General features: G+C 65.8%; 23 protein-coding genes and 1 riboswitch. Of the genes, 14 read left to right on the forward strand and 9 right to left on the reverse strand.

Annotation, left to right across the window (positions count from 1 at the left end; translation table 11 throughout):
• Positions 1-20: 20 nt before the first annotated feature.
• The 5 genes from ACMDW7_RS03375 to ACMDW7_RS03395 all read left to right on the forward strand — a co-directional run bounded on the left by ACMDW7_RS03375 (position 21) and on the right by ACMDW7_RS03395 (position 4,287).
• Positions 21-1,556 (forward strand): CoA-acylating methylmalonate-semialdehyde dehydrogenase, encoded by a 1,536-nt coding sequence (locus ACMDW7_RS03375; protein WP_377305578.1) that lies wholly within the window; start codon positions 21-23, stop codon positions 1,554-1,556.
• A 49-nt stretch (positions 1,557-1,605) separates the two neighbouring features.
• Positions 1,606-1,890, forward strand: coding sequence for a CopG family ribbon-helix-helix protein (locus ACMDW7_RS03380; protein WP_377305576.1), 285 nt, complete (start codon positions 1,606-1,608; stop codon positions 1,888-1,890).
• On the forward strand, positions 1,878-2,165 hold the full coding sequence (locus tag ACMDW7_RS03385; RefSeq protein WP_377305574.1) for a type II toxin-antitoxin system RelE/ParE family toxin: 288 nt from the start codon (positions 1,878-1,880) through the stop codon (positions 2,163-2,165). Before ACMDW7_RS03380 ends, ACMDW7_RS03385 begins: the two co-directional genes overlap by 13 nt.
• Before the next feature lies 1 nt (position 2,166).
• A complete protein-coding gene (locus ACMDW7_RS03390) occupies positions 2,167-3,507 on the forward strand; it encodes an aspartate aminotransferase family protein (protein ID WP_377305572.1) in 1,341 nt (446 codons plus the stop codon).
• A 228-nt stretch (positions 3,508-3,735) separates the two neighbouring features.
• A riboswitch (cyclic di-GMP riboswitch) is annotated at positions 3,736-3,831 on the forward strand.
• 42 nt (positions 3,832-3,873) lie between these two features.
• Positions 3,874-4,287 carry a hypothetical protein gene (locus ACMDW7_RS03395; protein WP_377305570.1) on the forward strand — a complete coding sequence of 138 codons (414 nt, stop codon included), beginning with the start codon at positions 3,874-3,876 and terminating at the stop codon, positions 4,285-4,287.
• Positions 4,288-4,414: 127 nt separating this feature from the next.
• On the opposite strand, the gene ACMDW7_RS03400 is transcribed toward ACMDW7_RS03395, so the two are convergent.
• The gene (locus ACMDW7_RS03400; protein WP_377305568.1) at positions 4,415-5,098 is read right to left on the reverse strand and encodes a Fe2+-dependent dioxygenase; all 684 of its coding nucleotides are present in this window, start codon (positions 5,096-5,098) and stop codon (positions 4,415-4,417) included.
• A 9-nt stretch (positions 5,099-5,107) separates the two neighbouring features.
• On the reverse strand, positions 5,108-7,372 hold the full coding sequence (locus ACMDW7_RS03405) for a TonB-dependent receptor (protein ID WP_377305566.1): 2,265 nt from the start codon (positions 7,370-7,372) through the stop codon (positions 5,108-5,110).
• Positions 7,373-7,590: 218 nt separating this feature from the next.
• Between ACMDW7_RS03405 and ACMDW7_RS03410 the strand changes: the two genes are divergently transcribed.
• The 3 genes from ACMDW7_RS03410 (at position 7,591) to ACMDW7_RS03420 (ending at position 9,634) form a co-directional block, all read left to right on the forward strand.
• Positions 7,591-8,472: a class I SAM-dependent methyltransferase gene (locus ACMDW7_RS03410; protein ID WP_377305564.1), complete on the forward strand. Its 882-nt coding sequence runs from the start codon at positions 7,591-7,593 to the stop codon at positions 8,470-8,472.
• Positions 8,473-8,499: 27 nt separating this feature from the next.
• Positions 8,500-9,078, forward strand: coding sequence for a DUF2059 domain-containing protein (locus ACMDW7_RS03415; protein WP_377305562.1), 579 nt, complete (start codon positions 8,500-8,502; stop codon positions 9,076-9,078).
• Positions 9,079-9,199: 121 nt separating this feature from the next.
• Positions 9,200-9,634: a potassium channel family protein gene (locus ACMDW7_RS03420; RefSeq protein ID WP_377305560.1), complete on the forward strand. Its 435-nt coding sequence runs from the start codon at positions 9,200-9,202 to the stop codon at positions 9,632-9,634.
• 168 nt (positions 9,635-9,802) lie between these two features.
• On the opposite strand, the gene ACMDW7_RS03425 is transcribed toward ACMDW7_RS03420, so the two are convergent.
• Positions 9,803-10,276: an META domain-containing protein gene (locus ACMDW7_RS03425; RefSeq protein WP_377305558.1), complete on the reverse strand. Its 474-nt coding sequence runs from the start codon at positions 10,274-10,276 to the stop codon at positions 9,803-9,805.
• 310 nt (positions 10,277-10,586) lie between these two features.
• On the opposite strand from ACMDW7_RS03425, the gene ACMDW7_RS03430 reads away from it, so the two are divergent.
• Entirely contained in the window at positions 10,587-12,650 is a 2,064-nt protein-coding gene (locus tag ACMDW7_RS03430) for a hybrid sensor histidine kinase/response regulator (protein ID WP_377305556.1), read from the forward strand.
• Between the two features lie 151 nt (positions 12,651-12,801).
• Here the strand turns inward: ACMDW7_RS03430 and ACMDW7_RS03435 are convergent, their stop codons facing one another.
• Complete coding sequence (locus ACMDW7_RS03435) at positions 12,802-14,670, reverse strand: DUF5666 domain-containing protein (protein ID WP_377305554.1); 1,869 nt, start codon at positions 14,668-14,670, stop codon at positions 12,802-12,804.
• 294 nt (positions 14,671-14,964) lie between these two features.
• Between ACMDW7_RS03435 and ACMDW7_RS03440 the strand changes: the two genes are divergently transcribed.
• The 5 genes from ACMDW7_RS03440 (at position 14,965) to ACMDW7_RS03460 (ending at position 22,564) form a co-directional block, all read left to right on the forward strand.
• A complete protein-coding gene (locus ACMDW7_RS03440) occupies positions 14,965-15,774 on the forward strand; it encodes a DUF6502 family protein (RefSeq protein WP_414859605.1) in 810 nt (269 codons plus the stop codon).
• On the forward strand, positions 15,771-17,258 hold the full coding sequence (locus tag ACMDW7_RS03445) for a DUF5666 domain-containing protein (RefSeq protein WP_377305550.1): 1,488 nt from the start codon (positions 15,771-15,773) through the stop codon (positions 17,256-17,258). The genes ACMDW7_RS03440 and ACMDW7_RS03445 overlap by 4 nt, the downstream gene beginning before the upstream one ends.
• A 225-nt stretch (positions 17,259-17,483) precedes the next feature.
• On the forward strand, positions 17,484-19,583 hold the full coding sequence (locus ACMDW7_RS03450) for a molybdopterin-dependent oxidoreductase (RefSeq protein ID WP_377305549.1): 2,100 nt from the start codon (positions 17,484-17,486) through the stop codon (positions 19,581-19,583).
• 22 nt (positions 19,584-19,605) lie between these two features.
• Positions 19,606-20,673: an aminopeptidase gene (locus ACMDW7_RS03455; protein ID WP_377305547.1), complete on the forward strand. Its 1,068-nt coding sequence runs from the start codon at positions 19,606-19,608 to the stop codon at positions 20,671-20,673.
• Positions 20,674-20,848: 175 nt separating this feature from the next.
• Complete coding sequence (locus ACMDW7_RS03460; protein ID WP_377305545.1) at positions 20,849-22,564, forward strand: long-chain-fatty-acid--CoA ligase; 1,716 nt, start codon at positions 20,849-20,851, stop codon at positions 22,562-22,564.
• Positions 22,565-22,631: 67 nt separating this feature from the next.
• Here the strand turns inward: ACMDW7_RS03460 and ACMDW7_RS03465 are convergent, their stop codons facing one another.
• The 5 genes from ACMDW7_RS03465 to ACMDW7_RS03485 form a co-directional block, all read right to left on the reverse strand.
• Positions 22,632-23,135 carry a GNAT family N-acetyltransferase gene (locus ACMDW7_RS03465; protein WP_377305544.1) on the reverse strand — a complete coding sequence of 168 codons (504 nt, stop codon included), beginning with the start codon at positions 23,133-23,135 and terminating at the stop codon, positions 22,632-22,634.
• Entirely contained in the window at positions 23,132-23,953 is an 822-nt protein-coding gene (gene pyrF, locus ACMDW7_RS03470; RefSeq protein ID WP_377305542.1) for an orotidine-5'-phosphate decarboxylase, read from the reverse strand. Before pyrF ends, ACMDW7_RS03465 begins: the two co-directional genes overlap by 4 nt.
• A 96-nt stretch (positions 23,954-24,049) precedes the next feature.
• Positions 24,050-25,354 carry a DUF898 family protein gene (locus ACMDW7_RS03475; protein ID WP_377305540.1) on the reverse strand — a complete coding sequence of 435 codons (1,305 nt, stop codon included), beginning with the start codon at positions 25,352-25,354 and terminating at the stop codon, positions 24,050-24,052.
• 9 nt (positions 25,355-25,363) lie between these two features.
• Positions 25,364-25,759 (reverse strand): RNA-binding S4 domain-containing protein, encoded by a 396-nt coding sequence (locus tag ACMDW7_RS03480; protein WP_377305538.1) that lies wholly within the window; start codon positions 25,757-25,759, stop codon positions 25,364-25,366.
• A complete protein-coding gene (locus tag ACMDW7_RS03485; protein ID WP_377305536.1) occupies positions 25,756-26,841 on the reverse strand; it encodes an endonuclease/exonuclease/phosphatase family protein in 1,086 nt (361 codons plus the stop codon). The genes ACMDW7_RS03480 and ACMDW7_RS03485 overlap by 4 nt, the downstream gene beginning before the upstream one ends.
• Positions 26,842-26,866 lie beyond the last annotated feature (25 nt).

The following is a 26,866-nucleotide window of genomic DNA, read 5'->3' on the forward strand; positions in this document are numbered from 1 at the left end:
ATGCCATTCAGAAGAACGCCATGAACGCTCCTGTCACCGTCACGCAAATTCAGAACTGGATCAACGGCGCGGCCGTCCCTGCCCGTCCCGCAGACGTGTCGCCTGTGTTCAACCCGGCCACCGGCGAGATCACGGCGCAGGTCACCACCGGCCATGCGGATGACGTGGCCGCGGCTGTGGCTGCGGCCGCCTCCGCCTTCCCGGCCTGGGCGGCCACAACGCCGCTGCGCCGCGCGCGGGTGATGTTCAAGTTCAAGGAGCTGCTGGAGCGCGACGCCAAGCGCATTGCCGCCACCATCACGCGCGAGCACGGCAAGGTCTTCTCCGATGCCATGGGCGAGTTCACCCGTGGCCTCGAAGTGGTGGAGTTCGCCTGTGGTGCGCCGCAGCTGCTCAAGGGCGAGATCACCGACCAGGTGGGCGGCGGCATCGATGCCTACTCCCTGCGTCAGCCGCTCGGGGTCGTGGCGGGCATCACGCCCTTCAACTTCCCCTTCATGGTGCCGCTGTGGATGATCCCCATCGCGCTGGTCTGCGGCAACACCTTCGTGCTCAAGCCCAGCGAGCGCGACCCGAGCTGCTCGCTGATCGTGGCCGAACTGCTCAAGGAAGCCGGCCTGCCCGACGGCGTATTCAATGTGGTGCAGGGCGGCAAGACCTGTGTGGACGCCATCCTGCATCACCCGGAGGTGCAGGCGGTGAGCTTTGTGGGTTCCACGCCGATTGCGCAGTACATCTACGCCACCGGTACGGCCAACGGCAAGCGTGTGCAGGCCCTGGGCGGGGCCAAGAACCACATGGTGGTCATGCCCGATGCTGACCTCAAGCAGGCCGTGGATGCCCTCGTGGGTGCGGGCTATGGCAGCGCCGGTGAGCGCTGCATGGCGATTTCCGTGGCCGTGGCGGTGGGTGACATCGGCGACAAGCTGGTGGATGCACTGGCCGAACGCGCCCGGACCTTGAAGATCGGCAACGGTCTGCAGGGTGAGGGTGCGGCCTCTGGGGATTCCGGCATGGACATGGGGCCGCTGGTCACGCGCGATCACCTCAACAAGGTCAAGGGCTATGTGGACCTTGGCGTGGCTGAGGGTGCCCAGCTCGTGGTCGATGGTCGGGCCCATCCGGCCGGTACGCCCGACGGCGGCTTCTTCATGGGCGGCTGCCTGTTCGATCAGGTGACGCCGGCCATGCGCATCTACAAGGAAGAGATCTTCGGCCCGGTGCTCAGCGTGGTGCGCGTCCAGACCTTCGATGAAGCCGTGAACCTGATCAATGCCCACGAATACGGCAACGGCACGGCGGTGTTCACGCGCGATGGCGATGCGGCGCGCGAGTTCGTGCAGCGCATCCAGGTCGGCATGGTCGGTGTGAATGTGCCCATCCCCGTGCCGATGAGCTTTCACAGCTTCGGCGGCTGGAAGCGCAGCCTGTTCGGCGACCACCACATCTACGGCCCCGAGGGCGTGCGCTTCTACACCCGCTACAAGAGCGTGATGCAGCGCTGGCCCAGCGGGATCAAGGACGGCGCGCAGTTTGTGATGCCGACGATGAAGTGACCCAGCAAGGGTGCGGTGTTACCATGGTGACACCGAATTGGAGATGGCGATGCCCACGACCAGCCTCAAGATCGACGACGAACTCAAGCAGCGCATCGCCGCTGTAGCGCAGGCGAAGGACACCAATGCGCATGCGTGGATGGTCGACACACTGAAGCGTGCGATTGAACAGGCTGAGCAGGAAGTCGAGTTTCTCGAAATCGCCGAGAAGCGCTGGGCCAAGTTCAAGCGTGACGGCAAGAGCGTGAGTCAGGCCGACATGGAGGCCTACCTCGACGCGCTGGTGACAGGCAAACCGGCACGTAAGCCTGAAGCGACCGCATGGTCGAAGTGAGATTTGCGGAAGGCACTGCAGACGACTTCGAACGCATCTATTCGTTCTACTCCACGATCGACCCAGCGCTCGGCGCGCGAGCGCTGCTCGCCATTCGGGAGCAGGTTCGTCTGTTGTCGACGATGCCCGAAGTCGGTCGGCGCGAGGCGGGCGCCTTTCGGCTTTTGCCGATCCGCTTTGGGCAGGGCGGCTTTCAGGTGCGTTACGAGTTTGTCCCCCAATTGAATCTGGTGCTCGTGCTTGCGATCCGCCACCAACGTGAACAGGAGTTCTGACATGACGCTGGTTTCCGACGAACTTCACCTCAAGTCCGAAGAGCTCAACAACTACTGGATGCCCTTCACGGCCAACCGGCAGTTCAAGGGGGCGCCGCGGCTCATCGCCAAGGCGAAGGGCATGTACTACTGGGACGACCAGGGCCGGCAGATCCTGGATGGCATTGCCGGGCTATGGTGTTGCAATGTGGGCCACAACCATCCGCGGGTGGTCGAGGCGATCCAGAAGCAGGCGGGCGTGCTGGACTACGCGCCGCCCTTCCAGATGGGCAATCCCCTGCAATTCGAGCTGGCCAACCGGTTGGCAGACATCACGCCGGGCTCGCTCAACAAGGTCTTCTACACGAACTCGGGCAGCGAGAGCGTGGACACGGCCCTGAAGATCGCGATTGCCTACCACCGTGCCCGCGGCGAAGGCTCGCGTGTGCGCCTGATCGGCCGCGAGCGTGGCTACCACGGCGTGGGCTTTGGCGGCATTGCGGTGGGCGGCATGGTGGCCAACCGCAAGATGTTCGGCACGCTCATGGCGGGCACGGACCATCTGCCGCAGACCTGGAATTTGAAGGAGCAGGCCTACAGCCACGGCCAGCCGGCCTGGGGCGCGCATCTCGCCGATGAGCTGGAGCGTCTGGTGGCGCTGCACGACGCATCCACCATTGCCGCGGTGATCGTGGAGCCGGTGGCGGGCTCGGCGGGCGTGCTGATTCCGCCCGTGGGTTATCTGCAGCGCCTGCGCGAGATCTGCGACAAGCACGGCATCCTGCTGATCTTTGATGAAGTGATCACCGGCTTCGGCCGCCTGGGCACCGCCTTCGGCAGTCAGGCCCTGGGGGTGACGCCGGACCTCATGACCGTGGCCAAAGGCATCACCTCGGGCACCGTGCCGATGGGCGCGGTCTTCGCCAAGGACGAGATCTATGACACCTTCATGAGCGGCCCGCCGCACATGATCGAGCTCTTTCATGGGTACACCTACTCCGGCCACCCGCTGGCCTGCGCCGCCGGCATCGCCGTGCAGCAGGTCTATCAGGAGGAGGGGCTGTTCCAACGCGCCGCGGAGCTCGCCCCCTACTTCGAGCTGGCGGTGCATTCGCTCAAGGGGGCGCCGCACGTGATCGACTGCCGCAACCTGGGCCTGATGGGTGCGGTGGAACTGCAGGGCCGCGCAGGTAGCCCCACGGCCAAGGCCTTCGAGGTGTTCCTGAAGTGCTACGAGCGGGGCGTGCTGATCCGCACCACCGGAGACATCCTCGCCTTCACGCCCTCGCTGATCGTGCAGAAGGCCGAGATCGACCGGATTTTCGGCACCGTGCGCGAGGTGCTGGAGACGGTTGCGGCGTGAGATGCGTCGCCTGAATTCAGGCAGAAAATCGGCCGAGGTCCGCATGCCACAAGCGGATAGCGGCCCAGCGGCATCTTCAATTGAAGCGCCGATATCCGCCTGAAAACCGGCTGATTTTCATTGATCGGTTGAAAATCGACTCGGCAAGATGCGGACAGGCGGAAAGCGCGTCTGATCGGTACTAGCCGAACAATTTGCCCTCAAGTCCCTCGGAACCCGGCCGACAACCTTCGTACGGGGCAAAGCGGCAGAGATGCCGTGACGCAAAGCCTCCGGTCCACGCGCGGCGCGGCTTGCGCAGCGATGGATAGCGGGGCCGCCCTTTCACGATGCGAACGCACAGACGCTCGCAAGGAAAGGAACAACATGAAGCAGTCCATCCTCATCGGTCTGGCCGTCGGCGCGCTCGCCGGGCTGGTGCCCACACTGGCTCAGGCCAACGATGCCGCGCTCGTGCAGACGCGCATTGCCGAAGCCGCCAGCATCCACACCTTTGCCACCGCTGCGCGCCTGTGCGGCAGCATCAGCGAGCGTGAGCTCGTGCTGGCTCAGAACCGCATGGATCGCATCCACGCCGTGGACATGAATGCCAGCCAGCGCGAGACCTATCTGGTCCTGCGCGCCTCCAACAGCTTCAAGGAAACCGTGCTTGCTCGCGCCGTGGAGCATGTGCGCCGCGGCTGTGGACAGGATCTGGCCGAGACCTGGCGTGACCTGAGCGTCAGCTTGGCGCAGGCTGATGTGCCTGCCAACACCACGGTGGCGCTGCGCGCCGAATAAGGCACCGCATCCCGCACGCCGGTCGATCGGCGTGCCATCTCCGCCGAGCCGGGCGGCGTCATCCTCCGGCCCCAACAGCCGCCTCGGGAGGGGCGGCTGTTGTCGTTGTGGCGTACGAATCCTGCGTTCAGGTGCTCGCCCACATGCGCAGCAGGTTGTGATAGACCCCGGTCAGCTTCACGGCCTCGGCGGTCTCGCCCTGCTGCTGGCGCAGGGCCAGCACGCTCATGTCGAGATCGAAGAGCAGGCGGCGCTGGGCATCGTCGCGCACCATGCTTTCCACCCAGAAGAAGCTCGCCAGCCGTGCGCCGCGCGTGACGGGCTCGACACGGTGCACGCTGCTGGCCGGGTAAAGCACCATGTGACCGGCGGGCAGCTTGACCCGCTGGCTGCCGAAGGTGTCCTCGATCACCAGCTCGCCACCCTCGTACTCGTCGGGCTCAGCCAGGAACAGCGTGCATGAAACATCGGTGCGTACATGCTGCGCCGTGGGCGCGAAGGTGCGGATGGCATTGTCGATGTGGTTGCCGAAGGCGTTGGCCGCACCGGCGTAGCGGTTGAAGAGCGGCGGGTAGATCTTGCGCGGCAGCGCCGCCGTCATAAACAGGGCGCTGGCGGCCAGACCCTGGAGCACCAGCTGGCGCGCCTCGCGGGCGGCCATGCTGGTCTCGGGCAGCTGCTGATTGTTCTTGACCTGGGCGCTTTGCGTGCCGGCCGTGATGCGCCCATCCGCCCAGTCGGCATCACGCATCAGATCGCGGGCGCGCGCAAGCTCGTCGCCACTCAGCACATCCGGAATCTGCAGCAGCATGGCAGGCTCCTAGAAGCGGACCGAATATGTGAGCTGTGCCGTGCGGCGCGCACCCGGCACCACGTGGCCTGAGTACACGCCCTCGTAGTACAGCGTGTCGGCCAGGTTCACGAGGTTGAGCTTGAGCTTCCAGGTGTCCACGGCGTACTCGACCATGGCGTCGGTACGCACGTAGGCGGGCACCGCGTTGGTGTTCGTGGCGTTGCCGTAGCGCGTGCCCACGGCCTCCACGCCCAGGCCGGCCCGCCAGCGCTGCGTGAACTGGTAGTTGCTCCATAGGCTGAAGGTGTAGTCCGGCGTGTTGATGGGCTTCTTGCCCTTGTTGGGGCCCTGCTGGCCGCTGGCTTCGTCCACCTTGCCGCGCAGCACGGCCAACGCACCGAAGACTTCCCAGTCCTTGGTGATGCGCCCGGCCAGCTCGATCTCCACGCCGTCGGTATGCCGCTTCCCGTTGAGCAGGAAGACCGTGGGATTGGACAGATCGGTGTTGCGCTCGTTGGTCTTCTCAGTGCGGAACAGGGCAGTGCGCAGGGCGAGGTCACCGTCGAGCAGATCAAACTTGGCACCGAGTTCGATGTTGCGGTTTTCCTCCGGCGGCGTATTGGCGCTGCGGTCGTCCAATTGATAGAGCTCGCCCGAGGGGTTGAAACTCGTGCCCCAGCTCGCGTAGTAGCTCATCTCGGTGGTGGGTTGCCAGATCAGGCCGGCGCGCTTGCTCCACTGCCTGTCGGTGCGCGTGAGCGGTCCCAGCGGGGCAACCCGGTTGTAGTCGGCCGAGAAGTCATCAAAGCGCAGACCCGCCACGAGCTTGATGGTGTCCGTGACCGACACGGTGTCCTGCGCATACACGCCCACGGTGTCTGCCGTGTAGTAGTTGAAGTTGATGCGCGAGATGTTGGCGAGATATTCCGGCGGCAGCACCGGTTGCGTCGGGTTGAGGGCCGTGGTGGCCGGGTTGGTCACGGTGGTGATGTTGGTCCAGCGGGTGGATTTCTCGCGCATCAGCTCCACACCGGTGAGGAACTCGTGCTTCATGCCCCAAAGCGTTGCGGCGCCCGTGAGGTCGGTCTGGCTGGTGAGCGTTTCTTCCACGCCGCCTCGCGCCTGGCGCTGACGGTTGATGACGGTGGTCTCGTTCACCGCCGTGGTGCCCGCCGCAAAGCGCGGCGCCACGGCCCAGAGGTCGCGCTCGTACCGGCCGCTGCGCAGCACGGTGCGCAGGGCAAGGTCCTTGCTGAAGCGGTGGAGGTAGGTGCCGGTGAGGATGCCTGTCTGGTTGCGGTCGAAGTCGGTCTCGGTGATGCCGAAGAAGCTCTTCGGATCCATGCGTGTTGTCTCCGGCGCAGGGCGGCCGTTGAAGAAGGGCACGCCGTAGTCCGGGATGTTGTTGTCCTTGAGCCAGTAGGCCGCGAGGATCAGCTCATCATCCGTGCCCAGGCCCCAGCCCACGGTGGGCGCCAGGCCCACGCGCTGCTGCGTGGGGCCGCTGCGCCAGCTGTTGGACTGTGCGCTGACCGCGCTCATGCGAAACGCGGTGGTGGCGTTCACGGCGGCATGCAGATCGGCCGTCGCGCGGCGGTAGGCGTTCGTGCCGTAGGTCAGTTCCACTGTGGAGACGTCGTACACGCGCGGCTGCTTGCTCACCTGGTTGATGATGCCGCCGGTGGCGCCGCGGCCGAAGAGCATGCCGGCGCTGCCGCGTAGCACGTCGATGCTTTCCAGGTTGAAGGTCTCGCGGTTGTATTGCGCGATGTCGCGCAGGCCGTCCAGATAGAGGTCGCCCACGGCGCTGTAGCCGCGCAGGGTGATGTTGTCGCCTACGCGGCCGCCTTCGCCCGCGTTGAAGGTCAGGCTCGCCACGTTGCGCAGCGCTTCCTTGAGCGTGTCGGCGTTGCGGTCGGCCATCAGCTGCTCGGGAATCACCGTCACCGCGTTCGGGATGTCCTTGAGGTCCTGCGCCATCTTGCCTACGCGGCTGCGGCCGGTCTTCAGTCCGCTGTCGGTGGGGGCGTTGCCGCTGATGCTCTGTTGCGGGAGCTGGGTGGCCGGGCCGCGGTAGCGGCGGTCGATCACCGGGGCATCGGACTCCGGCTTGGCGTCCGACTTGACGTCTGCACCGGGCTTTGACTCACCCGTGAGTGCCGGGGCCGGTGCAGGAGCAGGGCTGCTGGACGGCGCCGGAGGGCTGTTCGGTGTCGGATTCGCCTGCCCCCAAGCCGGCAGGCTGCCGCCCAGCGCGATGGCGGTGACGAGTACGCCCAGGCTCGCTCCCATAGGGCTAGGCGTGTAAGTGGGCACTGACAAGATAGCCTGAGCTGCGGCGACTTTGGGTGCGTTGTGGTGATGCTTTCTGTGGTGCTTTCTACTCATTCTTCCCTCCAATGCAAATAATTCTCAACTGCGAATAATACACAAATGAGAATCGTTCGCATTAAAGAGTGAGCGACAGACTGAACCGAGGCGGCCTCGCCTGAGGGCTACCATCCCGCCCGATGGCGCGATCCAAGACCCCAAGCAAACCTGGCCCCGCGGGCGCGGCGCCCGCGCAGGACGACCCACTCGCCGGCCACAGCGTGGAGCTGCTCAAGGCCCTGCACATCCTCACTCGCGAGGGCAAGCTCAATCAGGACAGCCGGCGCAAGCTCAAGCAGATCCAGCACCTGTTCCAGTTCATCGAGCCGCTGCTTCGTGAGTCCGTGCACGCAGACAACACGCCGCTCACGCTCGTGGACCACGGCGCCGGCAAGAGCTATCTCGGCTTCATCCTGTACGACCTGTTTTTCAAGCAGAGCGCGCAAGCCTTCAAGCTCTGGAGCATCGAGACGCGGCCCGAGCTGGTCGAAAAAAGCCGCGAACTGGCGCGCGCCGCCGGCTTCTCGGGCATGGAGTTCCTGAACCTTTCGGTCGCGCAGGCCACGCAAAGCCCGCTGCTGCCGCAGCAGATCGACGTGGTCACCGCGCTGCACGCCTGCAACACCGCCACGGACGACGCGATCGACTTCGCGCTGGCCAAGCGCGCGCAGCACGTGGTCATCGTGCCCTGCTGTCAGGCCGAGGTCGCCGCCGTCTTCCGCCAGGGCAAGGCGGATGCGCTGGCGCGCACGAGCCTCGCCGAGCTCTGGCGCCACCCGCTGCACACACGCGAATTCGGCAGCCAGGTCACCAACGTGCTGCGCTGCCTGCGCCTGCAGGCGCACGGCTACCAGGTCACGGTGACGGAACTCGTCGGCTGGGAGCACTCGATGAAGAACGAGCTCATCATCGCCACCCAGAAGCACCAGCCGGGCAAGGCCGCTGCACGCCGCCTGACGGAGATGCTTGACGCGCTCGGGCTGCATGCAGTGCGTGAACGCTTTGCGGTGCCGCAGCCTTAAGGCGTCTGACGCACCCGTTTAGGCGAGGTGACGCCCACCACGTCGAGCTTGCATACTGAGGTGCAGCGGGTCCTCCCGCACCATCCAATCAGTCCGGGAGATTCCATGCTCGCCTTGAATCGTCTGCTCTGCGCCGCAGCGCTCGTGCTTGCCGCCCACGGGGTGCAGGCTGCTGAACCCTCGGAGGCCTCGCTCGAGACCTTGATGGTGGTGTCACGGGCGGAGCGCAACATCGATGCGGTCTTCAGCGCCATGCAGCCCATGCTGAAGCGAATGCGCACCGAGATGATGCCCGGTACGCTGTCCGCGGAAGAAGAAAAGCGGTTGGACGCGATGGAAGCCAAGATGCTCGGCGTCATCCGGGACGAACTCTCCTGGGCCAAGCTGAAGCCGTTGACGATGCAGATCTACCGCGAGTCATTCACGCAGTCCGAAGTGGACGGCCTGATCGCGTTCTACCAAACCCCAGCCGGTCAGGCTTTCATTGAAAAGATGCCCTTGGTGATGCAGAAGTCCATGATGATGACGCAGTCGCGAATGAAGCCCATGATGGAGCGGATCCAGCAGATCGCACAGGAAGCAGCCGCCGAAGGCGGCAAGAAGTAGATCCCGGTGGTTTGGGCGCTGTGCCCCCCGCAGTCTCCGACGCGCGGGTTAGCGAGGGCTGCCGCTCGCGGCACAACGCGGCAAGATGCGCGGCTTGCTGCTCACCCCGCTCCTGCCCGCCATGAAATCCGCGCTCATCTACATCGCCAACCGCATCTGGCTCATCCTGTCCATCTATGCCGTGAGCCTGGTGCTCGGCGCGGCCAGCTTCGCGCTGCTGGAGAGCAAACCCTTCACCGACGGACTTTGGTGGGCGGTGGTGACCGCGCTCACAGTGGGCTATGGCGATCTTTCACCCGTAACGCCCGCCGGGCGTGTGGCGGGCATCGTGTTCGGGCACTTCTGGATCTTCTTCGTCATCCCGATGATCATCGCCAACATCATCATGCACCTCGTCGAAGACAAGCATCTGTTCTCCGATGAGGAGCAGCGCGAGCTGATGCTGCGGCTTCGGCGTGTCGAGACGCTGCTGGAAGCGCGTGTGACACCCGTCGCGGGGATTGGGCAGCAGAACGGGTATTCGGATTCACAATCTGGCGAATCACGATCTACTTAAAAAGAAACACTTACAGCCATACAAATGTGATTCATCAATTTGCCGAAGATTGGCGTCCATCAAGCGGAAAGACACATTTGTAGCGATCAAAATACTTCATTTTCGGCTGCGAACTGCCGGTGTCGAGGCGCAGTTCACGGTGATCCGACAGGAATTGAGCCGCAGGGATCACTGAGTGGCGCGCGCCAGACGCAGGACGGGGTTGCCCTGCGCGTCGCTCATGAAGAGCAGGCCCTTGTCGGTGCGCACCGTTCGTGCCTTGGCGAGTGCCGCGAAAAAGGCGTCTTCCTGTTGCTGTACCGCGCCTGCGCACAGCTTGCGCGTGCTGGCCAGCGGGCCGAACTTCAACTCGTTGCCCTTTAGCTCGACGCCACCCGTGAAGTTGTTGCAGCCGCCGCTGCCCGAGACACGTCCCTCGCTCGTGAACTGGATGCGTGACTGCAGGCGATCGATCACACCCCTGCCGTCGATGTTCTCAGCCACCCAGACGCCATGGGAAAGCGCAGCCAGGCTGGGTGGCGTTGCGCCCTCACGGCCGGTCAGGCTCACGCAGGCGCTCAGCAGGGCCGCAGCCGTCAGCGCCGAGACCGTCGCGGTCAGCCGCGCCAGCGGGATGGAAACGTGACTGCAGGCTTCGAACATGGCGGCTCCGTGTCAGTGGCGTGGGGCGATGACGTCGCGCTGTGACGCCGCTCAGCATGGCAGATCATCATGCCCGCGCCGGTGTGCGCCGCAAAGCCAGCACCGTAACGCGGCGCGCACAACCCCGCCACGCCCGGGACGGCCGGCGTCCAATGCACCTGCGCAAGCGCAACTTGCTTTGTCTTCACGCAACAGCCAGCGCAAGTGCTGCCGCAACAGCAAGCGGATGCACGCGCAAGCCCAAACCTCCTCAACTTTGGGGGCGAACGCGTTCACGTCGCCACGCATACTCAGATGCTGAAGCAGGCCCATGAGCCTGCCAGCAAGCGAACTGGAGTCGCTGGGGATGTCGGAACACGATCGGCCGCCGAGTGGCGCGCAGGACGACGCGTGGCTGTACCCGACGCGAAGGGTCAGCACGCGGACGGTCTGGCTTGCAGCAGCGTTCGGGCTTGCGCATCTGCTGCTGAGCGCTGCATGGGTGGTGCTCGCCCTGAATGCCGGAAGCTGGCTGGGGCCCAGTGGTGCCGACTGGGCCACGCTGATGGGCCTGGCGCTGGCCGGCGCGTGCCTGATCGGTGCCGCACTGCACTGGGCCGTGCTGCGCTGCCTTGGCGGGCCTGTCCTCGCGCTGGAGCAGTTCCGCCACGGGCTCTGGGCGGCCCGCCGCGCGCTGCGGCCGAAGTCTCGGCGGGCAAAGCGCGTACCCGCCAGCGATCGCGAACTGGTCGAAGGCATGCGCCGATCCCAGTTGCGCACTCAGCGCATGCTGCTGATGCAGCACCAGACCCTGCAGCGCGAGCTGAAGCGCCACGAGCAATTTCTACAGTCGGTGAGCAAGAGCATCGCGCGCCCGCTGGGCGCAGCCCAGGCTCTGACCGAGATGGTGGCGCGCAATGGTCTCTCGGTGGACCAGCAGCGCTACATGGATGCGCTGCGCCTGGAGCTGCAGGACGTGCGGCTCGTGTTGGACCATTCGATCATGCTGGACCGGCTGCCCGCTCTGGGCGCGGAACTGAGCGCGCAACCCACCGATGCGAGCCGAGTTGTCCAGCGCGTGGTGCGCCCGCACATGCTCGACGCTTTCAGATCAGGCACCCGCGTCTATGTGTCCTTCGACTCGCGCTTCCCGGCGCGTGTCCTGCTCGATGCCTGCCGGTTTACGCAGATCGTCGATGAGCTGGTGGCCAACGCGGTGCGCGCGACACGGCAGGGGCATATCCGCGTGAGCCTGCTGCGCAGCGGCCCGCGCGAGCTGCGCTTCGTGGTCACGGACAGCGGCACGGGCATGAGCGCTGCCCAGCTTGAGCGGCACCGCCGGCGCATGAGCCAGGCGCGAGCCCAAGGGCGCGGCGGGCTGGTCCGCGCACACCTGTTGGCCCGTGAGCTGGGTGGCGAGCTCCGGTTGGCGTCGCAATCAGGTGTCGGCACGCAGGTCATCGTGCAACTGCCCTGCACGGTTCACGAGCAAAAGCCGGGCCGCTTCTCTGCGCGGCATGTGGCGCCGCCCGCGCGCCTGCTGATCTATGCCGATGATCCGGCCTGCCTGCCGGATCTGGAGCCGCTGGCGGTCCGCGCAGGCTGGCAGGTGCGCGTGGCGCGACAGCCCGAAGACCTGTTCGCCGTCGATCAGCGCAGCCCGCTGCATGTGCTCGTGGTCCAGATGGCGCCCAATCAGATCGACCTGCGGCCGGTCATCACCAAACTCGCGGCCGGGACCACCTGGAGCGTGCTGCTGCATCCGGGTCAGACACTGGCACCGGGTCAGGCCCAGGCGCTGCGCAGTGTGGATCCGCATCTGGGCAGCAGCGACACGATACGCGAGACGCTCACGCATCTGGCACCCATGAGCCTTCGCGACTGGGAGGAAATGCTGCTCGCGTTCTCGCCGATGTCCATGCTCGGGCAGCGCCCGCCGCAGCCACCTGCGGCGCAGCGGCTGCAGGCGGCGCGAACCAGTGGCCGCGTGCTGCTGGTTGAAGATAATCAGGTCGCGCGGCTGCTTGCGGAAGCTGCGCTTCGCGAGCGCGGCTGGGCGGTTGTCAGCGTGGAGTCGGCCGAACAGGCGCTGCGCGTGCTGGATCTGCACGTCAACTCCGAAGCCTGGCAGCTGGATCTCGTCCTGTGTGACATCGATCTGCCTGGCGCATCCGGTGCCGATCTGGTCCGACGCTGGCGCCGGGTGGAGGCTGCCGTGGGCCTGCGGGCGGTGCCGTTCATCTGCGTGTCGGCCACGGATCGCTTTGACGTGAAGGCGGACGCCCTGGCCGCGGGCATGCTCACCCATCTGGGCAAGCGCCTGGGTGTCGAAGCGCTCGATTATCTGGAGCGCTTCCGGCCTGCACCCGCCCCGGTCGAGCCCCTGACGCCGTAAGCCGCCTGGTCATCGAGCCGAACTGACCGAGCAAAAAAAAGCCCGCGACGTATCGCGGGCTTGAAAGGGCGGACTGTGGTGCGCCCCGGGATTCCACTGGGGTCAGCGTTGTTCGCTGCGGCTGCGGTGCGCGGCGCCGCAGCGTGCTGCGTCAACGCGTCTTGATCTCGATCTTCTTGGCCTTGAGCAGCGCACCCGTGCTGCTGACGGTGGGCAGCTCGTCGCCGCAGGCCTGGACGAACTTGCCATTGGCCAGATCCGCCGCGGTGCCGCCTTCGAAGTTGGCGGCGCTGGCATCCACGGTGAAGCCGAGCAGCTTGAAGTTGCTGGCGCTGACGAAGTCATAGACCTGCCCTTCAATCTTGAAGGCCTTGCAGACGTCTTCGCGGCGCGGGTCGGCAAACACGATGCGCTCGGCTGCGAAGCTGCCGTTCACTACGCGGCCGGTCACGATCACGTAGGCACCGTTCTTCAGATCGGCCGCCGTGCCGCCCGTGAACACGGTGCTCGGCGCCACGGTTACGGCAGTGCCGTTGATCTTGAAGCCGGAGCCGTCGGCCGCGGCATCCGTCACGGTGCCGGCCACGACGGTGGGCGGCAGGGCGGGCACGCTGGCCTGGAAGATCACGGTCTTGGCTTCGAATACGGTGGCCTGCTGCTCGCCGATCATCCAGACCACGGCGCCGTTCTTCAGATCGGCCTCGGTGCCGCCGACGTAGCGGGCCGAGCCGCTGACCTTGGCCGCCTTGCCGTTGACCTTGAAGTTCTCACGCGAAACAAAGTCGGTGATGCCGCCGGCCAGCACGGCACCCTGGGCGAGGCTGTCCTCGAACTCGACCTCGGTGGCCTTGACGATATTGCCTTGCGTCGAGCCCTTGATCTCCACCAGACGGCCGTTGGCGAGATCGCTCGCGGTGCCGTCTTCGAAGGTGGCAGCGCTGGCGTCCACCGCCACGCCGCGCACCTTGAAGCTGGACTGCGAAACGTAATCGGTGATGAAACCGATCAGGCGGATCTCGCCGTCGATGTCACGGAAGAAGCGCACCTTCGTGGCGAGGAGCTTGCCGTCCTTCATGTTGCCGAAGACGATCACGCGCTTGCCCTCAGCCAGATCAGCCGCCGCACCGTTCTCATACGTGGCGTTGCTGGCATCGACCGGCGTGCCGGCGACCATGAAGTCCGCGGCGCTCTTGAAGCTCATGACTCGGCCCTCGACGGCCGCTGGCGCGCCATCCTGGAAGCGCGGTGCCTTGACGGCCTTGACCACCGTGGCGGTCAGCACATTGCCCACCGGCGCGGCATTGCTGCGTACACGCACCAGCGCGCCTTCGGGGATGGCGTTGCTGTCGAAGCCGATCAGGCGGGCGCTGCCGTAGTTCACGGTCAGGCCGTTCATGGTGAAGCTGGTGGGCGTGACGCCGGTGGCCTTGCCGAACAGGATCACGCGGCCCATCTCGCTGGCCGGCTTCACCTCCACGCGCGTGGCTTGCACGCGGCGGTTCTCGAAGTCCACCGTGCCGTGTACCTCCACCCAGTTGCCTACGGCCAGCGCAGCCAGGTTGCTGGCGCCTTCGAAGACCGTCTTGCTGTCGGTGGCGATGGTGATGTCGCGGATGCGGAAGGTGCTGGCGGTGGTGTCAACGGCGGTCACCGCGCCACGCACGGCGGTCTCCACCGTCACGCTGTCGGCCTTGCCGCTGACGTTGTCGCTGGCCACCTTGCCTTGCACCTGCGCCTGCATGCCCAGTTTCAGGCTGCCGGCGGCCACGGTCTCGTCATCGAGCTGGATGGTGGCGCTGCTGTCATCCCAGCGCACGCCATTGACCATCACGCTGCCAAAGCCACCGATGGTGCCTGCATAGAACCCGGGCGGCACGATGGCCACCGGCCCCGGCGTGACGGCCGGTGCGCCAGCGGAGCCGCCGCCGCAGGCTGCCAGCAGCAGGGTGGATGCGCCCAGGAGGCCAGCCATCAGGCCGGCGCCCCAGCGGCGCCATGTGGATGTGCGTCGTGAATTCATGATCTTGAACCTCCAAAGGGTTTGGGTCTGTCGGGGGCGTCGCTGCGCGCTGTCGGGCCAGGGGCTGCGCCTTCGCAGGCGCGGAGGAGGAGAGGCCCCCGTGGACTCGACATCTGCGTGCAGCGATGTCGTGATTGGGATTATTTTCCCAAATACAGAAAAGCTCAAGTAGAATTTGGGATGTGAAGCCCAAATCAGGTGTAACAAAATGCCGGTTGCGCTTCACCGCGGTGGGGCGCCGTGCTCAGGCTGATCGGGCGGGCGCGGCGGCTGCACCGCACTGATTGGATGGAAATGGACCCTCGCGCCGCCCTGTCTGCCGCTGTTGTTCGCCTGCTCACGCCGCTTGTGCGCGTGCTGCTGCGCCACGGCATGGCCTTCGCGGACTTCGCCGAACTGGCCAAGCGCACCTACGTTCAGGTGGCGGACAAGGACTTCGCCTTGCCCGGCAAGCGGCAGACCGATTCACGCATCTCCGTGCTCACGGGCCTGACGCGCAAGGACGTGGCGCGCCTGCAGGCTGACAATGTGGCGTCGGACGCGGCATTGGCGGCCGAGCGCAACCGCGCGGCGCGCGTGCTCAATGCCTGGGTGCTCAAGCGCAAGGCCGAGGACGGCACACCTGCGCTGCTGACGATGGACCAATTCGCCGAGCTGGTGAAGGAAGCCAGCGGGGACATGCCGGCGCGTGCGGTACTGGATGAATTGCTTGCCGCCGAAGCCGTGCAGATCGACGAGGGCCTGTTGCGCCTGCTGACGCAGGACTACCGCCCTCAGGGCAGCGAAAAAGACGGCCGCCGCCTTCTGATACTTGGCGAGCATGTGCGCGATCTGCTGGAAAGCGCTGATCACAATCTGACACACCCGCCTGAAGATGCCTTCATCCTGCGCCGGGTGTATTTCGACAACATTCCTGCCGAGGCCGTACCGGCGCTGCGGGCGGCCTTGCGTGCCGCCGGCGAAGACGTCATTGCCAAGGCACGAGAACAACTTGCCCAGGCCGATCTCGGCGATGACCTCGTCGCACCCGGCCGTACGCGTGTGAGTCTCGGCGTCTATTACCTCGAAGAATCCGGTCCGAAGTCACCGGGAGAATCCTCATGAACTCCATCCTCCAGATTGCAGGACAGTGGCTGCGCCGCGTCCGACCCCATGTGGCCACGACGCTCTGTGCCGCAGCGGTGTTGACCCTGCCGGCTTGCGGCGGCAGCGAACCCACGCGCGTGGCCGGCGGCGGCAGTGACGGGTTGGGCGTCGTGCCCGACTCCGCCGCCAGCGGCGTGATCACCGGCTTCGGCAGCGTCATCGTCAATGGCGTGCGCTGGGACGTGAGCACGGCAGACATTGCCGTCAACGGCGTGAGCAATCGCGGACAGGACGACTTGCGCGTGGGCATGGTGGTGACCGTCACAGGCAAGCGGGACGCCGCGGCCAGCAGCGGCCGTGCGGTACGCATTGCCTTCGACAACCTGCTGCAGGGCAGTGTGGAAGCCACCCTCGCCGTGAACTCCTTGCGCGTGGCCGGCCAAACTGTCCAGGTAAGCAGCGACACGCAGTTTGAAGGCGTGGCCGATGCAGCCAGCCTACGCCTGGGCGACCGTGTACAGGTCTCCGGCTTCCGTGAGCGCGCCGGCGTGATTCGCGCCACCTGGATCGGCGTGCTGTCCACGGTCAATGCGATCGAGCTGACCGCGCCGATCACTGCCGTGGGTACTGGCAGCATCCAGGCCGCGGGTCTGATCATTGACACCCGCAGCGCGCAGCTGGTGGATGTGCCGGCAGGCGGTCTAGTCGTGGGGCAGTGGGTACGCATCGTGCTCGCCGGCCCGCCGATCGCAGGCAACGCGACGGCTACCCGGGTGCGCGTGATCAGCAGCGGCTTCATCCCGAGCGTCATCAACGCGCAGCTACAGGGCCTGGTGGAAGACTACAGCGCCGCTGCAGGCACGTTTGAGATCAATGATCAGCCGGTGTGGTTGACCGCCGCCACGCGCTTCGTGGACGGCACGCGCGCGAACCTGGTAGAGAACGCCCGCGTTGAAGTGCGCGGTGTGGTGGTCAGTGGCGCCCTGCAGGCCGACGAGGTGCGCTTCCTGCCCGACCTGCTGGGCGCCAGCGCCCGCGGCCCGGTGGCGACTGTGGACGCGCCGAACAGTCGCTTGGTGATGTTCACGGCAGGTGGCTTGGAGGTGCGCGTGGACAGCGACACCCTGCTGGTTGACAGCCTCAATCCCAGCGGTCCGCTGAATCTCGCGACGCTGACCGCGGCGGATGATGTGTTGGTGCTGGGCCGTGGTAGCCCCTCGGGCTCAGGCGGCGGACGCATCGATGCGCGCGTCGTTCAACGGCTGCTGCGTGGCGGCCCGGCAGTTGTGGACGGCGAGATCACCGCAGCGAGCGGCACCCGGCTGGCCGTGCTCGGCGTAGCGGTTGAGGTGTCCGGCGCGGTCACGCTCAACGCCGCCGGCCAGCCGATCACCCCGACCGAGTTCCTTGCGCAGGCCACTGCAGGCCGTAGCGTCCGCGCCGATGGGCGCTTCGGCGGCGGCGTACTCACGGCGAACGTTGTGCGCCTGCAGATCAGGTAGTCATTTTCGGCCATCAGAGCCATAAAGAAAAAGCGCCTGAAGAATGGCAAATGAATTGCGGAAAGCCGCTTAATTAAACTCCTAAAAAAGTTAATTTCGGTCATAAATCGTACGCAGAGTTCTGTCTGGCGCATGCTGGCCGTGGCACCGTCACGGCCACACCCTCGGGCTGTCATGGGGTCTGCACCGGGCGCCGCGGCCGGAGCCTTGAAATACATTGGCCGCATGAGTGCTGTATCCACCGACGCCACCGAAATCGTCCGCGCGGCCTGCCCGCACGACTGCCCCGACACCTGCGCCATGCACATCACTGTGCGGCATGAGCAGGGCAAGCGCATCGCCATCAAGGTCGCGGGCGATCCTGATCATCCGCCCACCGGTGGCGCGCTATGCACCAAGGTGAGCCGCTACTTGGAGCGCACGTACCATCCGGACCGCCTGACGCAGCCGCTCAAGCGCGTGGGCAAAAAGGGCGAGGGCCGCTTCGAACCCGTGAGCTGGGACACGGCGCTCACCGACATCGCGCAACGCCTGCAGGCCATCGCTGCCGTCGATCCGCAGCGCATCCTGCCCTACAGCTACGCCGGCACCATGGGCCTGGTGCAGGGCGAGAGCATGGCGGCGCGCTTCTTCCACAAGCTGGGTGCCAGCTTTCTGGACCGCACCATCTGCGCCACCGCCGGCGCGACCGGCCTGAATCTGACCACCGGACGCGTGGGCATCGACATGGAGCTCACGCAGGACGCCAAGCTCATCATCCTGTGGGGCACGAACGCGATCGCCAGCAATCTGCACTTCTGGACCCGCGTGCAGGAAGCCAAGCGCCGCGGAGCAACGCTGATCGCCATCGACCCCTACCGCTCGCTCACGGCCGAGAAGTGCCATGAGCACATTGCACTGCTGCCGGGCACGGACGGCGCACTGGCGCTGGCGATGATCCATGTGCTCGTGCGTGACAACCTGCTGGATCACGACTACATCAGCAAGCACACGCAGGGCTTTGAAGAACTCAAGGCGCGCGCGGCGCAGTACCCGCCGCGGAGAGCTGCCGAATTGTGTGGCGTGAGCGCAGAGGTCATCGAGTCGCTCGCCCGCCGTTATGCACAGACCGCGCTGGCCGGTGAAGGCGCCCTGATCCGCGGCAACTACGGCATGCAGCGCGCCCGCGGCGGTGGCAACGCCGTGCGCGCCATGGCCTGCCTGCCCGCGCTCGTAGGCGCCTGGAAGCACCCGGCCGGCGGCCTGCTGTTCTCCACCAGCGGCTGGTTCCCGGCCGACAACAACGCCCTGCAGCGCCCGGACCTGCTCGCAGGCCGTACACCGCGCACCATCAACATGAGCGACATCGGTCATGCGCTGAATGGCACCGGCCCCTATGCCGGGCAACTGCCAGTGGATGCGGTGGTGGTCTACAACAGCAACCCCGTGGCCATTGCCCCGGACTCCGGCAGCGTGGCGCGCGGTTTTGCGCGCGAAGACCTCTTCACCGTGGTGCTGGAGCACTTCCAGACGGATACGGCCGACTACGCTGACTACGTGCTGCCCGCCACCACGCAGCTCGAACACCTGGATATCCACAAGGCCTACGGCCACCACTACGTGCTGGCCAACAACCCGGCCATCGACCCCGTCGGCGAGAGCCTGCCCAACAGCGAGGTCTTCCGGCGCCTGGCCGCGAAGATGGGATTCACCGAGCCCTGCTTTGCCGACAGCGATGAGCAGATCGCCGCGCAGGCCTTCGACTGGTCCCATCCGCAGATGCAGGGCATCGATTGGGACAGCCTCAAGCGCGAGGGCTGGAAGAAGCTCGCCAACATCGGCCCGGCGCCCTTTGCGAATGGGGGCTTCCACACGCCGAGCGGCAAGACGGAATTTGCCAGCAGCGTGCTGGCCGCACAGGGCTTGGATGCCCTCCCGGACTACGTGCCTCCTGCCGAGGCCATGGACAGCGTGCTGGCCGAGCGCTATCCGCTGGCGATGATCTCGCCGCCGGCGCGCAACTTCCTGAACTCCAGCTTCGTGAACGTGCAGAGCCTGCGCGATACCGAAGGCGAACCGCATCTGGATCTTCACCCCGCCGATGCGGCAGCGCGCGGCATTGCTGCAGGCCAGCGCGTGCGGATTTTCAATGACCGCGGCAGCTTCACGGCGAAGGCGCGCGTGACGGATAAGGCCCGGCAAGGCGTGGTGGTCGCCCTGTCCATCTGGTGGAAGAAGCTCGCGGCCGACGGCAGGAACGCCAACGAGGTGACGAGTCAGGCCCTCACCGACCTGGGGGCGGGCGCAACTTTCTATGACTGCCTGGTTCAGGTCGAAGTGGCCTGAGCCGAGCCGGAGGCGACGACTCATGCGTTGGGCGGGGCTGGCTGTGGTCGTAAGTGCGGCGCTGCTGGCGGGCTGCAGCCACCTGGGCTACTACTGGCAGGCCGCGCAAGGGCAGCGCGAGCTGCTCGCAAAGGCGCGGCCGATTGAAGAGGTCGTCGCAGACCCCGCCACGGACCCGCGCCTGAAGCTGCGCCTGGAGAAGGCTCGCGAAATGCGCGCCTTTGCCTCGCGCGAACTCGGCCTGCCGGATAACCGCAGCTATACCGCCTACGCCGACCTCAAGCGGCCAGCGGTGGTGTGGAATGTGTTTGCCACGCCGGAGCTGTCCCTGCGCCTGAAGGAATGGTGCTTCCCCGTCGCGGGCTGCGTGACCTACAAGGGCTATTTCAGCGAGGCCGCCGCCCGCAAGGAAGCCGATGCTCTGCGGGCCGACGGCTGGGACGTGCACGTGGGCCTGGTGCCGGCGTACAGCACGCTGGGCTGGTTCGATGACCCGCTGCTGTCTACCTTCATCTGGTACCCGGAAGCGGAGCTTGCGCGCCTGATCTTTCATGAACTGGCGCACCAGCTGCTCTACGTGAAGGGCGACACGACCTTTAATGAATCCTTCGCGAGCGCGGTGGAGGAGTTCGGTGTGGAGCGCTGGCTGGCGCAGCATCCTGACCCGAAGCTGCGGGCAGACTACGACGTCTTCAACGCCCGCAAGCGCGACTTTCAGGCCTTGCTGGCCCAGTACCGCGCACGCCTCGAGGCCGCCTATGCGAGTGGCTCGGACGCGGAAAAGCGCGCGCGCAAGACCCAGGTGTTCGCCGATCTGCAGGCGGATTACCGGCGCATGAAGACCGAGCGCTGGGGCGGTTTTGCGGGCTATGACCGCTGGTTCGGTCAGGGTCTGACCAACGCGCATCTGGCCAGCGTGGGCAGCTACACCCAATGGCTGCCCGCGTTTCGCGCGCTGCTGAAGCGCGAGGGCAACGACATGCCGCGCTTCTACGCTGCAGTGCAGCAGCTGGCGCGCTTGGACAAGCCCCAGAGGGAGCAGGCGCTCGCAGCACTTGCGCCCATGGCGCCGAGTGTTGCGCTGCAGTAGAACGGCGCTGCATCCAGTGCTGTTGCAGCATGGCCAGCAACTCGCGCATCTGCGGAATCGCTCGGCATAATCGATCGGTTTGCAGACAGGGACGCGCCCGAACACGCGCGCTCTGGGGGAGCTTGCCTCTCGACGTTCCGAGGGTGGCATGCAAGCGTCTGGAGGAGACACACACATGGATACGCGCAACACCAAGCCCTGGCTGGCCCAATACCAGCCCGGCGTTCCGGCAGACGTCGATGTCGGCGTCTACAAGAGCATCAATCAGATGATGGACGAGGCCTTTGCGAAGTACCGCAATCGCACCGCCACCATCTGCATGGATGTTCGCACCAGCTACGGCCAGGTGGATGACGCCTCCAAGCAGGTGGCCGCCTGGCTGCAGAGCAAGGGCTTCAAGAAGGGTGCCCGCATCGCCATCATGATGCCCAACCTGCCGCAGTACCCGGTGTTGATCGCCGGCATCCTGCGGGCCGGCATGACGGTGGTGAACGTGAACCCGCTGTACACCCCGCGCGAGTTGGAGCATCAACTCAAGGACAGCGGTGCCGAGTGCATCTTCATCCTCGAGAACTTTGCCACCACGCTGCAGGAAGTCGTCGCCCGCACGCAGGTGAAACAGATCGTGGTGGCCAGCATGGGCGACATGCTCGGCTTCTGGAAGGGCATGCTCGTGAATTTCGTGGTGCGCGCCGTCAAGAAGATGGTGCCCGAGTTCACGCTGCCCAACGACGCCAAGACCAAGACGGTGCGCTTCCCGCACATGATGGACGAGGCCGAGCGCCTGACATGGCGCCCCGTGGACGTCGGCCCGGACGACATCGCGTTCCTGCAGTACACCGGCGGCACCACTGGCGTATCCAAGGGCGCCACGCTGCTGCACAAGAACATCGTGGCCAACATCGTCCAGGTGGATGCATGGATGCAGCCAGCCCTCTCCAAGCTGGGCAACAACGAAGAGCGCATCATGGTCTGCGCCCTGCCGCTTTATCACATCTTCGCGCTCACGGTCTGCAACATGATGGGCGCGCGCCTGGGCATGACCAACCTGCTGATCCCGAATCCGCGCGACATCCCCGGCTTCGTGAAGACGCTGCAGAAGTACAAGGTCAGCATGTTCCCGGCGGTGAATACGCTCTTTACCGCGCTGGCCAACAATGCGGACTTCGCCAAGCTCGACTTCTCGCGCCTGGTCATCTCCAACGGTGGCGGCATGGCCGTGACCAAGGCCACGGCCGACAAGTGGAAGTCCGTTACCGGCTGCCCGATCTCCGAGGGCTACGGCCTGTCCGAGACCTCGCCGGTGGCCACGGCCAACCACCCGGACGTGGCGGACTACAACGGCACCATTGGCATCCCTGTCCCGTCCACCGAGATCTCGATCCGTGATGATGACGGCAAGCCCGTGCCGATCGGCGAGCGCGGCGAGATCTGCATCAAGGGTCCGCAGGTGATGGCCGGTTACTGGAACCGCCCGGACGAGACTGCCAAGGTCATGACGCCGGACGGTTTCTTCAAGAGCGGCGACATCGGCATCATGGACGAGACCGGCTACGTGAAGATCGTGGACCGCAAGAAGGACATGATCCTCGTCTCCGGCTTCAACGTGTATCCCAATGAAGTCGAAGAGGTCATTTCCGCCTGCCCCGGCGTGCTGGAGTGCGCCGCCATTGGCGTGCCCGACGAGAAGGCCGGTGAGGCGGTCAAGGTCTTCGTGGTCAAGAAGGACCAGGCCCTCACCGAGCGCGATGTGATGGATTACGCGTCCAAGCACCTCACCGGCTACAAGAAGCCCAAGTACGTCGTTTTCCGTGACGACCTGCCCAAGACCAACGTGGGCAAGATCCTGCGTCGCGAACTGCGCGACATGGAGATGAAGAAGGCCGCATGATCCGCGGATCGAAGGCACAAAGGGCGCCGCGAGGCGCCCTTTGTATTCGTGCAGTTCGCGTGCGTGCTCAGTCTGCCTGCGCAGCAAGGCGGAGCAGTGCCTCACCCGTCACGCGCTGCAGCTTCCATTCGTCCATGCCCACTGCACCGAGCGTGCGGTAGAAGTCGATCGAGGGCTGATTCCAGTCGAGCACGCTCCATTCGAAGCGGCCGCAGCCGCGTTCGACGGCCAGCTTTGCAAGGTGGATCATCAGGGCCTTGCCATAGCCGCGGCCGCGGTAGGCGGGCTCGATGAACAGGTCTTCCAGATACAGGCTGGGGCGCCCCAGGAAGGTGCTGTAGTTGTGGAAGAACAGCGCGAAACCGACCGCAACGTCGTCCGGACCTTCGCCCTCGCAGGCCATCACCACTTCCACGTAGGGGCGTGCGCCGAACAGGTGCTCGTGCAGCGTGGTCTCGTCGGCCACGACCAGGTGCGAAAGCTTCTCGTATTCGGCCAGCGCACGGATCAGCGCCATCACGCGCGGCACGTCCGCCGGCGTGGCGGCGCGAATGTGGAACGTGCCGCTCATGCCGCGCGTGCCCGATTGATCGCCTCATGGGTGTCCTGTGCGGCCCGTGCGGCGGCTGCGGCGAAGTCCGCTGCGCTGCTTGCGTACAGGATCGCGCGCGAGGAGTTGATGAGCATGCCCGTGCCATCGGCACTGCGGCCAGCCTTGACCGTGGCTTCGATGTCTCCGCCCTGCGCGCCGATGCCAGGCACCAGCAGCGGTAGCGTGGGTGCGAGTGCGCAGACGCGAGCCAGTTCGGCCGGGAAGGTAGCACCCACGACAAGACCCACCTGGCCGTTGCGGTTCCACTCGACGGCCGCCTTTTGCGCCACACGCTCAAAGAGCTTGTCTTGGCCGACGTTGAGGAATTGCAGATCGCTGCCGCCCGCATTGCTGGTGCGGCACAGCAGGTACACCCCGTGCGCCGGAGAGTCGAGATAGGGCTCGATCGAGTCGCTGCCCATGTAGGGGTTCACGGTGACGGCGTGAGCCTGATAGCGCTCATAGGCCTCGATGGCGTATTGCTTGGCCGTCGCACCGATGTCGCCTCGCTTGGCATCCAGCACAAGGGCGTGCTTCGGGTGCTTGCTGCGGATGTGCTGGCAGAGGCGTTCAAGTGCAGCTTCGGCGCGCTGCGCGGCGAAGTAGGCGATCTGGGGCTTGAAGGCGGCGCAGTAGGGCGCCGTGGCATCCACGATCTCTCGGCAGAAGAGGAAGACCCGGTCCGGGTCGTTTTCGAGCGTCGCGGGGTAGCGCTGCGCATCGGGGTCGAGTCCGACGCAAAGCAGGCTGTTGGTGTGGGCGTGAGCGTTCTTTAGGTGGTCCAGGTAAGGGGTCATGCAGCCAGTTTAGGCGAGCGGCTTTGAGCGTTGAGACCGACGCAACCGCGCTGCAAGACCCTCTCAAGTCGGCCCGGAAGGCGCCTCGGCGCGCGCCTACCAACCCACGCCGGCTAGATGAACATGCTGGGCCGCGTCCGGTTCATCCCAGCTGAAGCCGTCAATCACCTCCAGCTCGATGCGCTTGAGCACGAACTGGCTCATGCGCGTGCGTGCCCAGTCGGCCAGCAGGCCGAGACTGAACAGGGTGATCGCACCGCAGACGGCGGCTTCGCGCAGCAGCTCCGCGCGGCTGGTACGAAGGTGCACCGGATGGGTGCCGATCACCATGGTGCCCAGCAGTGCTTGCAGGCTCAGTGTCTCCAGCAGGGGCGCCACGAGGCTGCGATACAGCCACCAGGCGAGCGGCCACAAGGCCACAAGGGCCGCCGTGGACCACAGCGCAAACCAGAGCGGCTTGCCCAGCGCAAAGTCCATCTGCGCACTAAAGCCGCGCAAGCCCCCGGTGGGTGACAAATCCGGTGCAATCGCTGAGGCAATTTGCCAGCCGAGCAAAGTGGCAATCAAAAGGGCCGGCAGCGCAAAGGCCCAGACCTGGTAGTACTCACGCGTGCCCGGCTCGACCGAGAAGCCGGTGCGGCCCAGCGCCAGCCCGCTCCAGCGGAAGTGGTGCATGGACGCGTGACCGATGGGCAGCGTACCGACCCAGATGGCCAGAGCGATCGCCGTGGGAATCCACATGGGCTTCCAGCTCGGCACCGCACCCAGCCAGAGCACCTGGGTCCAGCACAGCAGGATGACCCCGGCCAGCACGCTGCCATGGGCACGCAGTGCGGCTGCAAAAGCGCCGGCATGATGAAAGTGCTGCACGCCCAGGCGTGTAGCGGCGGCGTTGCTGTGCAGTGCCCGCAGCATCAGCCAGACCGCACCGACACCACCCGCACCGATCAGCAAGAGCCCCAGGCTGAAGACTGCGCCTCCACTACCGAAGGCGGCCAGGCCAACGCCAAGCTGGCTTGCGAGCAGCAACAGCAGGGCCAGTGCGCGACCCTTGATGCGCGCGGGCAGCGGCAGGGCATGTGCCAGTGCCTGACCTTCAAACTGAAAGGCGGCGGCAAGCCGTCTGCGGCGCTCGGCGTTGGCCATGGCGGCGGTTGCGCCCAGTGTCAGCAGGCTGGCGGCACGCAGGATGGGTGCGGCAGGCGCCAGGCCGAGGGGTTGCACCACCGGCTTGGCAGCCCCTTCGCTGAAGGGCCGCGCAAACTGGTTGCCTGTCAGGATCGGTTGCGTGTCGGCAAAGTGCCGCTCGGCGGCCGTCTCGGCGGCGCGGCGTTCGCGCTCTGCGTCCTGGGCATCGAGCTGGTCGCTGATGCGCTTTGCGTCAATCAGAAACTGGCGCATGGTTGTTTTTCACTCTCCTCGCCAGCGTTGTAGCAGGCGGCGATCCTTCTTGGTCGGGCGGCCCTGCAGATCGAAGGACGGCTCGGGTGCGAGGCGGCGCTGCTCGATCTGCGTCATGCGTCTGGCGGCCCCCTCGGGTGTTTCGCGGTAGAGCAATCGTGCCTCGCTGGCTGGCCGCCGCTGATCGTTCACGCCCAGAACCTCGACCTCCCAGGTCAGCTCCCCGACGACGATGTGCATGCGTTCGCCGCCGCGGATGTCGCGGCTGGGCTTGGCCACTGAATCGTTCACCTTCACGCGGCCGCGTTCGATAGCCTCCTGGGCCAGCGCACGGGTCTTGAAGAATCGTGCGGCCCAGAGCCATTTGTCCAGACGCACCACGGCAATCACTTCGTCGCGGCTCATGCGTTGGGTGCGGTTGTTGCAGGCAGGCTCATGGCGGTGGCGGGCGCGGCGCCATGGAAGTGCAGCGTAGCCACCACCTGACCGTGGTCGCTGTAGATGCGCGCCTCGCGTTCGCCACGGCGACGCAGGCCGAGGTGGTCGTTGAAGTAGTCGACCCGATGCACCCAGCCCAATGCGTTCTTCGAGAACGGCGCGAACTCTTCGCTGACCAGAATGTGGTCGATCGTCTCGGGCACTTGCTCGTGCGTGTGCGTGAAGCTCGTGTCGCGGCGCTGCACGCCGGCAAAGGGCAGCTGGCGCATCTTCTGCAGATCGAAGGCGTCGAAGAGCATGCAGTCGCGCTGGGATTCGTCGCCGCGCATGAAGCGGGTGGCGGCCACCAGCACGGTGGTGGGCGAGGTGACGAGATCGTTGAAGTCGCCCAGCACGACCAGCGGCTCGCGCGTGCGCCACAGGCGTTGCACGATGATCTGCCGCAGGGCCAGTGCCTCGCTTGCGCGGATGGCCAGGCTGCGCGCCATGCCGCGCGCGTGGTGTGCGGGGTCGCTCTCGCGCTCGTCGTCGAGAAGCGCCGGGCGCTTGCTCTTCAGATGCACGGTGATGACGCGGATTGGGCCGGCGGGGCCGCCGATCAGCGCTTCGAGCACCGGGCGAGAAAAGCGCTCCGGCGCCGCAAGCCCGGGCGGGGCGATACGGTCTTCCGGCGCGATCTGCTCATGCAGCGTGAACTCGATCACCGGCAGCCGCGAGAGCATCGCCAGGCGTGGCTTGAGCGGTGCCTCCGAGGTGGCGCCGGAATGATCCTCGGGAATGCCGGGCGCGATGATCTGCGCGTCCTTCATCCAGCGACTCGCAGCCATGGCCTCGCGAAGCGCCTTCAGATGAAACACCTCCTGCAGGGCCACCACATGCGCGCCGAGCTGATCGAGCTGGCTGCCGATCCAGTCGCGCCGCTTGGCGTATTCGTCATCGCCGTAGGGCTGCGCGTTGTCGTAGAAGGCCGCGTGTGGCAGCGCAAGGTTCAGGGTGTTGAAGGTGCCGATGACGAACATCAGCACATTGTGCGTCAGCGCGGCAGCCACGTCGATGCAGTCCGGGCTCGTCGTA

Source organism: Piscinibacterium candidicorallinum, from assembly GCF_047549485.1.
GTDB classification, from domain to species: Bacteria; Pseudomonadota; Gammaproteobacteria; order Burkholderiales; family Burkholderiaceae_C; genus Piscinibacterium; species Piscinibacterium candidicorallinum.